The organism is Frankia sp. Allo2 (genome assembly GCF_000733325.1).
GTDB classification, from domain to species: Bacteria; Actinomycetota; Actinomycetes; order Frankiales; family Frankiaceae; genus Frankia; species Frankia casuarinae.
Window position 1 is genome coordinate 1 of record NZ_JPHT01000021.1, and the last position, 13,775, is coordinate 13,775.

Genomic DNA, 13,775 nt, shown 5'->3' on the forward strand with positions numbered 1-13,775 from the left:
GTTCGACGGATCACGCTGCCGAGCAGACCGCAGCCGCGCTGACGCCACGACGCCGGCCGCACAGCAGACACTTCGATCAGGTCACGGGGACCAGCCATGCACAGCCTTCTACACTGCCACTTCGAATCAGCCTTACGGGCGCTCGAAATCGCGAAACCCGAGAGGGTAGGTTACCTACGAGGCGTATACGAGACAGACGCCTACCTACAGTCAACGCCTGCGGAACGGCTAACCCTGCTCTGGCAGACGGTCATGAGCCTGACCGACGACGCGGACATCTTCACCGAGGCAACGTTCCGCCGAGTCGTCCGCCGCCTTCTGGACGAGATGCAGGCGTCGCGGATCGAACACATTGACCTCCGCATCGGTCCGTCCACAGGCCGCTGGCGATGGATGCACAGCGCCGGTGACGGCATCGACATCTTCCGCGAGGAGCTTTCCTACCGTACCGCTCTTTCCATAACGTTCCTCGCTGGCGTGAACATGACCAAAACCCAGGACCAGCTAGATGCGCTGTTTGACGTCCTATCCGAGCAGGATGACCTGACGACCCGCATCGCCGGCGTAGACCTCAATTTTCTGCCCTACGATCTCCCGAAGTTCAACCGCTATCTTCGGACTCTGCGGAATCTGCAAACCGGCGGAATGAAGGTAAACATCCACCTGGGAGAGTTGTTCAACAACGCGATCTCCCACTACGTCCTAGCCCGCATCACACCCGACCGGATCGGCCACGGCGTTCTGCTTCTCGACGACGAGGCGCTTGTGGACTTCGTGCGAGCCAACGGCATCTGTCTCGACATGTGCCCAACCAGCAACACATTGCTGGGAGTCGCCGATTGGAACCGAACGAGCCCGGCGAGGGTNGCACTCCAACTCGGCATACCAGTGTCCATCAACACCGACGACCCCGTTCTGTTCCGCACGAGTCTCGAAAGCGAGTTCAGCCTCGCTGGGCTGACCGGCGATGAATACGATCAGGTCATCGCCTGCGGAAGGAAGTACCGCTATGGCGACGCCTGAGACTACCATCCACATCGTCTACGGTATTCCGTGCGTTGGGAAGTCGACCGGAGCGGTAGCATTCGCGCATCACCGGGCTATCAGAACCGTCGTTCAGACTGACTACCTCAGAGAGGTCCAGAGAGCCTACGTGGACCTCGAACGCGTTCCGGTGCTCGCCAAGGTGACGCACACCGCCTGGGAACTCTATGGATCGCCGACCCAACACAACATCGTGACCGGATTCGCCGATCATGCCGCAGCCATCGCACCGGCCATCGGGCAAGTGGTCAGAAAGCTGGTCCTCGACGGATTCGACGCAGTAGTCGAGGGAGCGCACTTTCACAGCCCGATCATTGCCGCGCTGCGAGACGAGAACCGAACCGCGCACATACGCGCAACGCTACTGATCGTCCGGACCGCCGAAGAACTCAGGAAGCGCGTAGCCCAGAAGGGCCGAGACCGAGCGGACGGCAACCCGCTCAAAGAATGGCANGACAACATCCCCTTCATGNTCACGATCCAGGACTACCTCATCGCCGACGCCCGCGGGAAGGACATCGAAGTCAGCACAGCCGACGAATGGAGGCGGTCGTGGAATCCGACCGACGTGCCCTCCTCGACCTAGACCACGTCGTAACCGAGGACGGCAAGATCTACCGAGTCCTCGGCAACCTCGACAGCCGGACTCATTTTCTCGGATACAACGTCTACTCGCCGCATCCAGAAGGCGACAGATTCTACNGCAACGCCCGGTACCGGAAGAACTTCATCGAAGACGAACGACTGCCAGCGGACGTACTCGATACCTACACGCTCGTCCCGGTGCAAGAAGTAGCCGAACATCACGACCCGATTCGGTCCGCAATCGCAATGGTCGAGACGTTCCGTTCAACCGTCTGGTTCGACCTCTACACGGAACTGGTCAAGCTCGTCGGACCCGAATCGGTGGGCATCTTCGGGTCATCGATGTTCGGTCTTCACCTCACCCCCAGAGGAACAGTGCGTAAAGACGTCGACTTCGTGATCCAAGACTTGGCCAACGTCGAAGTCCTCCGAAAGGAGCTGCCCGGTATTCGAGATCGGCTGGGTTTCACCACCGTCACAGCCGAACGCCAAATCCAGCAGTACGAGCGCTACCGACGGGTATTTCGCAACGACAACAACTCCATCCGGTCGATCATCGCGCGACGGTGGACCGGACTGCAACTCTCCAACGACGTCGTCACCACAATCCGCGTGCGAGACCGGTCACAAACGACGCCCGCCGCGCTGATAGCCCCCACGCCACGGGCCGACCACGTGACCGTCTCTGGCCGCGTCACGAACGCGAGCAGAAGCAACCTCTTCCCCCGCCGATTCGACCTTGTAACCGGCAGTGGAATCGTCGAAATATACGTGCTGTGGTGGAAGTTCAGCACGCCGGTGCAGGACGGAGACGCTGTAACGGTACGTGGTAGCCTTCTACCGGCAAATCACGCACACGCCATCCGGCTCACCGACTACTCCCGGCACTGGCTCCGGATCGACGACTAACCAGGACCCCGCGGAAGGTAGAAAAGATGATCGACCATGTCTCTCTGATCACCGGCAACGAAGGGAAGGCCCGGGAGTACGCCGCGCTTCTCGGAATCGAGGTCAAGGCCGTCAAGGAAGACCTGATCGAGATTCAGTCCCTCGACGTCGAAAAAGTGGTGCGACGAAAGGCCGAGGACGCCTATTCAAAGCTGCACAGCCCGGTGCTAGTCGATGACACCGGCCTAACCCTGAGCGCCTGGAACGGGCTGCCGGGCGCACTGGTCGCCTGGTTCCTCGACTCGGTGGGCGCTCAAGGTCTGCTCGATATGGCCGCGTCGGTCACTGACCGCACGGCCACGGTGACCACGGCGCTCGGCTACGCCGACGCTGACGGCGTCCGCGTCTTCACCGGCACGCTACAAGGCGTGCTGACCACCGAACGGCGGGGGCAGGGAGGCTTTGGCTACGACTCGATTTTNGCGCCGGACGGNGGCAACCTGACCTTCGCCGAGATGACCAGCGACCAGAAGAACGCCATCTCCCACCGACGCCTCGCCGTGGACGCGCTCCGGCAAGGACTCGGGCTGTAGTCGGACCTTGGCCGCGCGGTGAGCCGAAGTCCGACTACCGACTTCCCACGCGGACCGAGACCGGACCTCAGCGCCGCAAAGGCGGTCCGTCGTCCGCCTTCCCGAGGTGGGAGCGGTCGGCATCTGCCCGACCACTCCCACCTTCGGTCATAGCCGCGGCTTCCTCTGCCTGCCTCGCCGCTGCTCCCCCTGGTGGCGCAGGTCGGCAAGGAGGTGCGTGACGGCTTCGTCGCGAGTCCGGTAGCTGCGTCCTGGCGGGAAGACGGAGACGAGACCGGGAGCCTTCGGGAGCCATCCGCGCGGCCGGTTCCTCGTGGTGCCCGTGTAGTCGGGGCGCAGGGTGCCGGACTCCACGCCATCGACGAGGACGCGGTAGCCGGTCTCGATCCGTACCAGGGTGTATCCGGTGTCCTCGGTCATGGCCGCGACAGCGGCCACCGCAGCATCCATCGCGGACGGCAGCGAGCCTGCCCGCGCACGCGGCTGGTCCGCCGCCTTCTGCCGCCGGGAGGTGGCGGGCCGCCCGGCGGCATCCTCCGGGCCGCCGGTTCGGTCCGCCGTGGATGCGCCCGCACGCTCGACAACTGTGGTTGTCGAACCTGTGCGAGGCGCGGACGGGGCCGGTGTCCGTTCTGGCTTGCCGGTCGGTCGTTTCGCCGGAGCCACGGAGTCTGCCGCCGCCCCGGGCGCGACAACGACGGTTGTCGCCTCTGGCGTCGAGGCTGGCGGTCCGCCGATGAGATCCTCCGGGGGTCGGCTTCCAGCCGGCGCCGCTGTAGCGACAACGGAGGTTGTCGCTACAGGTGGGGTGGCGACCAGGCGCGGGAACCGCTTGCGCGCTCCTTGCCGCGTGATCCCCAGAGCGCGGCCGATGTCCCCGTAGCTCGCGCCCTCGGCCGCCGCCCGCGCCGCGAGTGTCCGAATCTCCGCTTCGATCGACCGTGCGCGTTCGCTCGCGTCCGCCAACTCGCCGAGCGTGGCCATGAGCGCATCGTCCGCCATGCGACAACCATAGTTGTCGCCACTGCAACGACAACCCTGGTTGTCGCACAAGATCGCTGTGCAGCCTTGCACGCCAGGGCGTGTAGTCACAATGGACTGGGCGGATAGGGCCATTGATCGCTGGCATGCCGCCCAGCGACACAGCGTCGCAGGTCAGCCCTTGGTAGGCCAGCAGGGCTTGACTTCGCCGGTCGCCGTGTTTCTGGTGGGCGCCGGGCTGGTCGGGACAGCCAACGCCGCCATCTGGCCAACGCTCGCCGCGGCCGCGCCGCCCACAACCTGCCGCCGCACCAGGCAGGCGCCGGGGCCGGGGCGTACAACGCGGTCCGGCAGTTCGACGCGGTGAGCAACCTCGCGTATCTCACCGCGGCGTTCGCGCTATGGCGCCTCCTGCGGCGCCATAGCGGCGTGCCGGCCAGCGTCGCGTTCATGCCGCCGCTCGCGGTGCTGATCGGGGTCGGCAGCTTCGCGTTCCACACGCTGGCGACCAGGTGGGCCCAGGTTCTGGACATCGCGCCCATCGGCCTGTTCGTGTTCATCTATGTCGGAAGTTTCCTGCGTTGGTTCTACCGGCTGCCTTGGACGTGGTGCCTGGCCGGCGTGGCCGGGTTCGCCTGTGTGACCGCCGCGTTCATCGCCCTCCTCGGCAGCCAGATCCCCAACCGTTCCGCACCGTACGTGCCGGTGTTGCTGCTCATGATCGGGCTGACCGTGGCACTGTACGGGTCACACCATGAGGACCGGTCCAGGTACTGGCGGGACTTCGCGACGGCCGCCGGGGNGTTCGCGGCAGGCCTGCTCGCCCGCACGATCGACGAGGAGGCCTGCGGGNCCTTCCCNATCGGCACGCACTTCATCTGGCACCTGCTCACCGAGCTGCTGATCTTCGTGGTCGGCCGCGCCCTCGCGCGCCGCTGGCACTCACTCGCCGAGGCTGGTGATACTCGGCTCCCGGCCACGCCCGCGGGCAGGTCCCGGTCGACTGACTATCGCGCATGATTCCTCTGAGCCAGGACGGCACCGGCCTCACCGCGCAGTCGATCCGCCCGCCGGCGAAGCTCGTCCGCCCGGGTGTCGAGAGCACGTCGCGCGGCGAGCAGTTCCCTTTCCGGCACGGCGTCGTCCCCCAGCAGGCCCCGCTCCCCCGATCGGGACCCGTTCGAGCCCACCTGCCCGGCGACCGGCCGCATCCGATCGTCGAACCGGTGCCGTTCGTCCACGAGGCTCGCCAGCTCCGCGCCGATGCGGTCGAGGTCCCGGCGCAGCCGGCGACGCGCGCGTCGCAACGCCGGCCCCGGGACGCCGGCCCGCCGGCTGCGGCGCAGGTCGGCGCGCAGCCGTTCCAGGTCATGGTGCACCTGTTCCTCCAGCCGGGACAGCCGCCCCTGGGCCTGCCTCGCCACCAGCCGCGACATCTGCCCGGTGATCAGCGGAGACGTCGCCAGCGTACGGACACCCGTGACCATCACGGCCAGGCCGAGCACCTCACCGACCAACGCGAGGGGCGCCAGCCGCAGGTCGCCGCCCAGCAGGGCCACCCCGATCACCACCCCGGCCAGCGGCTCGCTGCTCACCGCGGCGGGCAGCGACGCCGGCAGCGGGGCCATCTCGTAGGCGCTCTGCAGCAGCAACGCACCGACGATCGCCGTGGCCACGACCGACCAGGGCTGCCAGGACACCAGGACCGCATCGATCCCGCGGGTGGTCAGCAGGTGACCGATGCTGCTGGTCAGGGCGGCCTGCGTCGCGGACAGCAGGCCCACGGCCGTGGCCAGCATCGGGGCCCGCCGGGCGGCGGCGAGCCGCCGCGTCCCCCACACCGCACCGCACACCAGCCCGCCGACCACCGCGCCGGCGAGGACCCAGCCGAACGTCGAGACGGCCCCCGGATCGCCCGGATGCGGATCTCCGGCGATCAGGAAGAGCACGAGGCCACTGGCCGTCGCCGCGGCCGCCGCCCAGTCGCGGCGCGGCACCGCCCGCTGCGCCAGCAGGGCGGCGAGCGGCAGGGCGAACAGTAGCTGGCAGATCTGCAGGGATTCGACGAGGGCCACCGCGCCCCGGCTCAGCGCCGCCGCGGCCAGCACACTGCCGATCACCGCGACGGCGACCCCGACATCCCACCACGGTCGCCGCACCAACCACAGCAGCAGCCGCAGCCGCAGGACGTCATCGGGCGGCGCCCGGAAGGCAACCCGCTGCTGGATCACCGCGGCCACCGCGAAACACACCGCGGAACCAAGGCCGAGCAGATAGGTCGCCACTCCCCCTCGATCCCGCGATGTACCTTCCCGGGGAAGGTCAGGGCCTCACACGCCCGGCCCGGTGCGGTCCGGCCGTTCAGATCCCGCTCATCATGCCTGCCAGATCCAAGATCAGGGAAATGACCCCGGCCGGGCCCCCACCTTCGTCCGCCGCCGGGTACCACGCCCGGGCTCGGGAATCCGCGCGGGCGGGGAGGTCACCCACGGTCGACGGCATGGGCCTGCTTGTGGAGCTGGTAAATCCAGGGCGGGATCGTCGCCCAGAACACAATGATGTTNCCGATGATCACCCCTTTGGCTCCGCCGAGGAGAAGGCCCGTGACCGGGCCGGCGAGCAGGAAGGGCGTGAAGAAAAGATTGATCCAGAAGGTGAGTCTGGTCCGGCCGAAGGCGTAGAGCACGGCGGCCGGTCCCACCGCCAGCGCCGGCCCGGCCTGCGCGATCATCGCGAGGAGAAGGAGTTCATGGGTCTGGCTCCAGGTATCGCCCAGCAGGGCCGTCCCGAAATCGTCGGGGAGGATCAGGAAGATGAGGGTCCACAGCACGCTGGAGGCGACCACCAGCGCGGACACGACGTAGGCGGCGCGGATGATCCGACGGGCCGGGGCACCCCTGCGGCGGGCGAACTCGGGGATCGCGAAGCTCATCAACGCGACGGCCAGGTTCGTCGTGGGGGCGAGCAGGGTCTGCAGACCGCGCAGAGCACCGACGAGCGCCGGCGAGCCGACCGCGGCGATGATCAGAGTCGACGTCTGCTGCGCCCCCTGGACCGTCACGAACTCGGCGGTCATGAAGCCGGTCGTCTCGCGGTGACCAGTGAACCAGGCGAGCGCCCGCCGCGGGGCGGGCCAGACCCGATGCTGCCCGATGCCGACCAGCACGGCCAGCGCCGCGGCGGCACCCCAGACGAGGACCATCACCGGCGCGCCGCCGGCCGCATCCGGCCCGCCGATGGCCAGCAGGACGATGCCCACGCCCATCCCGGCAGCCCAGACGAGATCGTTGACGACGGCGCGGAGGGGACGTCCCTGGGCGAACGACGTGTAGCGCCAGGCATCCTGCACCAGCAGGGCCGGCATGACCACACCCATCGCGATCAGGTTCGTCCCGACCACGCCCTTGAGGACGCCACCGACCGCCATCAGGCCGGCGCCCACGACGGCACCGAGTACCAGGGCCAGGCCGGACGCGGCGCGAGCGGCGGTGCGGAACGCGGCTGGGGCGGCGGCAGCATAGCTGATCCCCAGGGGCGCCGTGGCAGCGGCGCGCGACAGGCCGACGACGATCGCGAAGATCGTGTAGGCAATCGCGAACGCACCGAACTCGGTCGGGTCGACCCGGCGGGCGATGATGAAGTTGATCGCCGCGTTGGTGCCACTGGACACGACCTGGTCGACGATCGTCCACAGCGCGTTGATCCGGCCGCGGGACCGGGACGGGTACGGATCGGCCGCCGGTAGATCCGCCGCTGGAGCCGCCGCGATATGCTCACGCGTGGCACCGATGGTCAGACCGTCGGTGACGGCGGGGCCGTCAGGATACGCCCACCGCGATCCGCTCACGCCGACAACTCTACCGTGACGTAAGAGTCATCTCGGCGCATGCCGCACCCGGACAGGCACAACACAGGGCACGGGGCCCGCACAGTAAAGGCACAGGATCCGCGTAGCGCACAGGATTCACACAGTAAGGGCACAGGATCCGCGAAGCCGCCGGACCGATCGTCTACCCATGACGTACTTCCCGGTCCCGAGACGGCCTTCGAGATGACCATCGTTTCCCCCCTCGTGAACGCACCCGACGCGGACGTGCCCGTGCGGCATCCCGCGGGCCACCCATCCGGTCCGCCCCCGCCTTCCCGGTCCCGCGGCCGGATCGGCCGCCTGGTACGCGGCCCGGCCGGCGACCCCGCGTGGATCCGGCCGTCGCTGCTGGCCCTGCTGGCGGCGACTGCGGTCCTCTACCTGTGGGACCTCAGCGCGTCCGGCTACGGCAACGGCTTCTACGCCGCCGCCACCCAGGCGGCCACGCACAGCTGGAAGGCGCTGCTGTTCGGCTCGCTGGACTCCGGCAACGCCATCACGGTCGATAAACCGCCGGCCTCGCTGTGGGTCTCCGGTCTGTTCGCCCGGGCCTTCGGGTTCTCGAGCTGGACCGTGCTGGCACCGCAGGCGCTGGAGGGCGTCGCCGCGGTGGGGCTGCTGTATGCCACGGTGCGCCGGACCTCCGGTGCCGCCGCCGGCCTGCTCGCCGGCGCCGCCTTCGCGCTGACCCCGGTCGCGGTGCTGATGTTCCGGTTCAACAACCCGGACGCGCTGCTGGTGCTGCTGCTCGTCGCCGCCGCCTACTGCACGGTCCGGGCCACCGAACGGGCGAGCCTGCGGTGGCTGCTGCTGGCCGGCACCTGCGTGGGCTTCGGCTTCCTCACCAAGATGGCGCAGGCGTTCCTGGTCGTCCCGGCCCTCAGCCTGGTGTACCTGACGGCCGCGCCGACCGGTCTGCGCCGACGGCTCGCGCACCTCGCCGGCGCCGTGGCCGCGATCGTCGTCTCGGCCGGCTGGTACCTCGCCCTGGTCGAGCTGTGGCCGGCCTCGTCACGCCCCTACATCGGCGGCTCCACCAACAACAGCCTGCTGGAGCTCGCGATCGGCTACAACGGCCTCGGCCGCATCTTCGGTGGCTCCGCCGGTGGTGGCGCCAGCGGTGGCGGGGGTGGGGGTATGACTACCGGTTTCGGTGGCGCCACCGGCATCACCCGGCTGTTCGGGGCGAGCATNGGGGCGGAGATCTCCTGGCTGCTGCCCGCCGCGCTGATCGTTCTNGTGGCCGGCCTGTGGTTCACCCGGCGGACGCCGCGCACCGACCCGACCCGGGCTGCGCTCGTGCTCTGGGGCGGTTGGCTGCTGGTCAGCGGGTTGGTGTTCAGCTTCATGAGCGGCATCACCCACCCCTACTACACGGTCGCCCTCGCCCCCGCCGTCGCCGCGCTCGTCGCGTCCGGTGGAACCGTGTGCTGGCGTGGACGGGCGCGGATCTCGCACCGCGCCACCCTGGCCGCGATGATCGCGGTGACCGGGCTGTGGGGCTTCGTCCTGCTGGACCGGGTGGCCTCCTGGCTGCCCGTGCTGCGCTGGATCATCCTCCCGGCGAGCGTGCTGGTGGCCGTCGCGCTGGTGGCCGGTGCCGCCCGGCTCACCAGGATCACCGCCGTGCTCGCGGCAGCGACCGTGATCAGCGCCTCGGCAGGCACCTCGGCCTATGCGCTTGCCACCGCGGCGAACCCGCACAGCGGCTCCATCCCGATCTCCGGTCCCGCGGTGGCCGCCACGGCCGGCGGCGCCGGGGGTGGGCCGGGCGGGGCCGCGGCGGGCGGCGGCCTGCCCTCCGGCGCTCCGGGTGGAACCCCACCGAGCTCGTCCAGCGGCTCGTCCAGCGGTTCCTCCGCTTCCTCCAGCGACTCGCCGGTGGCAAGGGGCACGGGGAGCACGGCTCTGGTCGCGCTGCTCAGGACGAGCACCACGACCTGGGCTGCCGCCACCACCGGCGGTGCGACCACCGCCGCCGAGCTGGAGCTCAGCAGCGGTAAGGCGGTCATCGCGATCGGCGGATGGGACGGCAGCGACCCGGCACCGACGCTGGCGCAGTTCGAGCAGTGGGTCAGCGAAGGCAAGATCCACTACTTCGTTGCCGGCGGGACCGGGNTGGGNGGGGGGNGGAACTCCACCTCTGGCAACGAGATCGCCGCCTGGGTGGCGGCGCATTTCACCGCCACCACGGTCGGCGGGCAGACGGTCTACGACCTCACCACGTCCGGCATGAGCTGATCACACGATGTGCCGAGGACGGCACAAGTCGAGGACGGCACAAGTCGAGGAGGGCACAAGTCGAGGAGGGCACAAGGGGCAGGGCAGCATCAGGGGCAGGGCGGTTCCGCCGGGGCCGTCGCGGCTCGCCGCCCCGCACGGGTCGCCGCGGGCCGTCGGCACCTCACAGGCCGTCGGCGAGCTCGCGGATCTGCTCGATGAGACGCACCCGCTCCAGGTGCGTCGGCGCCACCGGATTGACGGCGAGCGTCGTGACCCCGGACTCCGCGAACACGGCGAGCCGTTCGGCCACCCAGCCGCGCGGCCCGATCAGGGAGAGCCTCTCCAGCAGGCCGGCCGGCACCGCGGCGGCGGCTTCCTCCTTACGACCCGCGAGGTAGAGGTCCTGGACAAGCTTCGCCTCCGCGGCGTAGCCGTAGCGGTGAGCCAGGTCGTTGTAGAAGTTGCGGCCCCGCGCGCCCATGCCCCCCATGTACAGCGCGAGCTGCGGCCGGTCGGTGTCGCGCAGCGCGGTGACGTCGTCGCCGACGGCCAGGGACGCCCCGGCCCAGACGTCCAGGGTGCCGAGCGCCGGGTCCCGCTTGGCCGTACCGGCCCGCACCGCCTCGCCCCACACCTCGTCCGCGCTGTCCGGCAGGTAGAAGGCGGGCATCCAACCCTCGGCGAGCTCGGCGGCGAGCTCGACGTTCTTCGGACCGAGCGCGGCCAGCACGATCGGGATCCGGTCCCGCACCGGTCGATTAATGATCTTCAAGGGCTTGCCGAGGCCGGTCCCCCGCCCCGCGGTGAGCGGGATGTCGTAGTGATGGCCGTGGTACTCGAGGACCTCCCGGCGCCAGACCTTCCGGCAGATCTCGATGGTCTCGCGGGTCCGGCCCAGCGGGGCATCGTAGGGGACGCCGTGGAAACCCTCGATGACCTGCGGCCCCGACGCGCCGATCCCGAGGGTGAACCGCCCGCGCGAGACGAAGTCGAGGCCCGCGGCGGTCATCGCGATGAGGCTCGGGGTGCGCGTGTAGAGCTGCATGATCCCCGAGGCGATCTCGACGCGTGAGGTCCGGGCGGCGAGGAACCCCAGCTGGCTGACCGCGTCGAAGCTGTAGGCCTCGGCGACCTGGACGACCTGGAGCCCGGCCTTCTCGTAGTCGGCGAGCCCCGAGACGGTCTCCTCGAAACCTCCGCTGTACCCCAGCGACATCGCGATACGCACGTACGCCACTCCTCCGGCCGGCTCCCGCCACGGCCCCTTCGACCCTGGCGTCTCACCCCCGAGTTTGACTCTGGCCGCGACTCAGGCACCACCGACCGGGGCTGGGAGCGTTGCTTTGTTCTTTTATGATCTTGTTTTTTATGATCTTGGGTGTGGATGCTCGTCAACACCGTTGATTATCTTGCTGTCCTCGGGCGTCCGTCCGCGGCACCGCCGGCACCGCCGGCACCGCCGGGATCACCGGATTCGGCGTGGATGCGGCCGCGGGTGGCTCGCAACGGGCGGCCACTCCCGCCCCACCGGTTCTGGATGATTTCCGCGGCGATGGAGACGGCCGTCTCCTCGGGCGTGCGCGCACCCAGATCCAGTCCGATGGGTGAGCGCAGCCGGGCCAGGTCGGACTCGCTCACCCCGTCCTCGCGCAGCCGGCGCAGCCGGTCGGCGTGGGTGCGCCGCGACCCCATCGCCCCGACGTATCCGGCCGGGGAGCGCAGCGCCGCGCGCAGCACCGGGAGGTCGAATCTGGGGTCGTGGGTGAGGACGCAGATCACCGTGCGCGCGTCGACCTCGGTGCGGGCGAGGAACGCCGCCGGTCGCTCGCATACCACCTCGTGGGCGTCGGGGAAACGGCGAGGAGTGGCGAAGACCGGCCGCGCGTCGCACACCGTCACCCGGTAACCGAGGAAACGCCCGATGCGGACCACCGCGGCGGCGTAGTCGATCGCCCCGAAGACCAGCATCCGCGGCGGCGGCGCGAACGAACAGACGAACACCGGTACCGCGTCGAGTCGCCCCTGCCCGTGGAGACCCCCCTGCCCGTGGAGACCGTAGTGACGCAGGCCGCTGAGCCCGGCCGCGAGCATGCCACGGGCGTCGTCGACCGCGGTCACCTCGCACCCGGTCACCTCGCACCCGGACGAACCGAACGAACCGGCGGTCCGCTCCGGCCACACCGCGACCTGGCTGCCCAGCCGCTCGCCACCGACCACGGTCAGCAGCGCCACCGGCTCGTCGGCGGCGATCGCCGCAAGGACCGCGTCGAGCGGCAATGGCCCCGGGTCCGACTGACCCGGCGGGGGCGACAGATCTGACACGTCCGGCAGGTGCGGCAGGTGCGGCAGGNGNGGNGNAANAANCAGATCGATGACGCCGCCGCAGGTAAGTCCGACGGCGGCCACGTCGTCATCGCGGATCCCATAGGTCTCGAAGGCCGGCGTCCCCGTGCGGACCACCTCGGCGGCCGCCTCGTACACGGCGCCCTCCACGCAGCCGCCGGACACACTGCCGACGACCTCGCCATCGGCAGCCACAGCCATCGCCGCGCCCGGCTGGCGCGGCGCGCTGCCCCGGACATCGACGACCGTGGCCACCGCGAACGCGGTGCCCGCCGCCCGCCACCGGCGCAGGGTGCCGGCGATCTCGCGCACCACCCCCACCTCCCCCGCCGACCGGGCGAACCCGCGGGCACGCGCGCCCCCGAGCCCTGGCGTCACCCGTCACGATAGAAGCCGGCAAGGGCCGCACAGGGACCTGACAGTCGCGATCATCACCGGTGCGGGCGGCACGTTCCGCTCCAGCATGGCGGACGCCGCAACGCCGTGTCCCGATCCACCCGGCCCTGCTGGCTGCATCCCGCAACCCAAGCCGCCCCGCCACGCGTGTCCGCCTAATTACGACATCCACCGTAATTCGAAGAGCCGAACTGTTCCGCGTCCAGACCTGTCGTACGATGAATCCGCAACGAATTCTCCTTCTACGAGAAGGACCAGGAAACCGAGACCATGACCACTATTGCTACCGAGGAACGTATCTCCTGGCAGCGCGCGACCATCGAGGAGCACATCCGCCAGGAGAACGCCAAGGATTGGGAGAAGGTCTACGACACCTTCCTGCGCGACGAGCGTGCCTTCTACGACGTCGTCCCGATGAACGCCCGCTACGAAGGCATCCGCGGTGTGCAGGACTTCTACGAAATGCTCGCCCTTGCCCTACCGGACTTCATCATCACTGTTACCGGAGAATACGACCTCCCCGGTTACTCCTGGCGAGAGGTGACCCTGGTAGGGACACATCAGGGCGAGTTCGCCGGCATTGCCCCTCGGGGTCGTCCGGTTCGTTTCGAAGGCGTTGTGCTCTACATCTTCAGCGGCCAGGAACCGGGCAAAATCATTGCCGAGCGCGCGTACTGGGACAACGACTCGATCTTCCGTCAGATGAAGGGGGAGACCGACGCTCCGCGCGGCGGCGTGGGCCTGACCGACCGCGAACCCATCCGAGCGGCCATCGCCTGACCCAAAATCCGCGGGCAGGGCACGCCCTCGTCGCGAGCGCCGCCACACCTCTCCCTGAACCCGGCCCCTCAAAC

At 69.1% G+C, this 13,775-nt stretch carries 12 protein-coding genes; 7 read left to right on the plus strand and 5 right to left on the minus strand.

Going from position 1 to position 13,775, the window contains the following annotated elements; genetic code table 11:
* Positions 1-96 precede the first annotated feature (96 nt).
* The 4 genes from ALLO2_RS14545 (at position 97) to ALLO2_RS14560 (ending at position 3,110) form a co-directional block, all read left to right on the plus strand.
* Positions 97-1,023, plus strand: coding sequence for an adenosine deaminase (locus tag ALLO2_RS14545; protein ID WP_011436794.1), 927 nt, complete (start codon positions 97-99; stop codon positions 1,021-1,023).
* On the plus strand, positions 1,010-1,630 hold the full coding sequence (locus ALLO2_RS14550; RefSeq protein ID WP_035732739.1) for a mevalonate-3-phosphate 5-kinase: 621 nt from the start codon (positions 1,010-1,012) through the stop codon (positions 1,628-1,630). The genes ALLO2_RS14545 and ALLO2_RS14550 overlap by 14 nt, the downstream gene beginning before the upstream one ends.
* Complete coding sequence (locus tag ALLO2_RS14555; protein WP_035732741.1) at positions 1,585-2,538, plus strand: hypothetical protein; 954 nt, start codon at positions 1,585-1,587, stop codon at positions 2,536-2,538. Before ALLO2_RS14550 ends, ALLO2_RS14555 begins: the two co-directional genes overlap by 46 nt.
* Positions 2,539-2,564: 26 nt before the next feature.
* Positions 2,565-3,110, plus strand: coding sequence for a non-canonical purine NTP pyrophosphatase (locus ALLO2_RS14560; protein WP_035732743.1), 546 nt, complete (start codon positions 2,565-2,567; stop codon positions 3,108-3,110).
* A 147-nt stretch (positions 3,111-3,257) separates the two neighbouring features.
* On the opposite strand, the gene ALLO2_RS14565 is transcribed toward ALLO2_RS14560, so the two are convergent.
* A complete protein-coding gene (locus ALLO2_RS14565; RefSeq protein ID WP_023840294.1) occupies positions 3,258-4,112 on the minus strand; it encodes a hypothetical protein in 855 nt (284 codons plus the stop codon).
* Between the two features lie 342 nt (positions 4,113-4,454).
* Here ALLO2_RS14565 and ALLO2_RS14570 point away from each other — a divergent pair, with 342 nt between their 5' ends.
* On the plus strand, positions 4,455-5,111 hold the full coding sequence (locus ALLO2_RS14570; RefSeq protein WP_051868788.1) for a ceramidase domain-containing protein: 657 nt from the start codon (positions 4,455-4,457) through the stop codon (positions 5,109-5,111).
* On the opposite strand, the gene ALLO2_RS23420 is transcribed toward ALLO2_RS14570, so the two are convergent.
* Both ALLO2_RS23420 and ALLO2_RS14580 read right to left on the minus strand, forming a co-directional pair.
* Positions 5,099-6,376 carry a DMT family transporter gene (locus ALLO2_RS23420; protein WP_011436800.1) on the minus strand — a complete coding sequence of 426 codons (1,278 nt, stop codon included), beginning with the start codon at positions 6,374-6,376 and terminating at the stop codon, positions 5,099-5,101. The genes ALLO2_RS14570 and ALLO2_RS23420 overlap by 13 nt on opposite strands.
* 197 nt (positions 6,377-6,573) lie before the next feature.
* Positions 6,574-7,938: a membrane protein gene (locus ALLO2_RS14580; RefSeq protein ID WP_011436801.1), complete on the minus strand. Its 1,365-nt coding sequence runs from the start codon at positions 7,936-7,938 to the stop codon at positions 6,574-6,576.
* Positions 7,939-8,142: 204 nt separating this feature from the next.
* On the opposite strand from ALLO2_RS14580, the gene ALLO2_RS14585 reads away from it, so the two are divergent.
* Positions 8,143-10,200, plus strand: a complete 2,058-nt coding sequence (locus tag ALLO2_RS14585; protein ID WP_035732747.1) for a glycosyltransferase family 39 protein — start codon at positions 8,143-8,145, stop codon at positions 10,198-10,200.
* Positions 10,201-10,363: 163 nt separating this feature from the next.
* On the opposite strand, the gene ALLO2_RS14590 is transcribed toward ALLO2_RS14585, so the two are convergent.
* On the minus strand, positions 10,364-11,410 hold the full coding sequence (locus ALLO2_RS14590) for an LLM class F420-dependent oxidoreductase (protein ID WP_023840291.1): 1,047 nt from the start codon (positions 11,408-11,410) through the stop codon (positions 10,364-10,366).
* Positions 11,411-11,586: 176 nt separating this feature from the next.
* Complete coding sequence (locus tag ALLO2_RS14595) at positions 11,587-12,837, minus strand: XdhC family protein (protein WP_035732793.1); 1,251 nt, start codon at positions 12,835-12,837, stop codon at positions 11,587-11,589.
* 354 nt (positions 12,838-13,191) lie between these two features.
* On the opposite strand from ALLO2_RS14595, the gene ALLO2_RS14600 reads away from it, so the two are divergent.
* Positions 13,192-13,701 (plus strand): ester cyclase, encoded by a 510-nt coding sequence (locus ALLO2_RS14600; RefSeq protein WP_023840289.1) that lies wholly within the window; start codon positions 13,192-13,194, stop codon positions 13,699-13,701.
* Positions 13,702-13,775 lie beyond the last annotated feature (74 nt).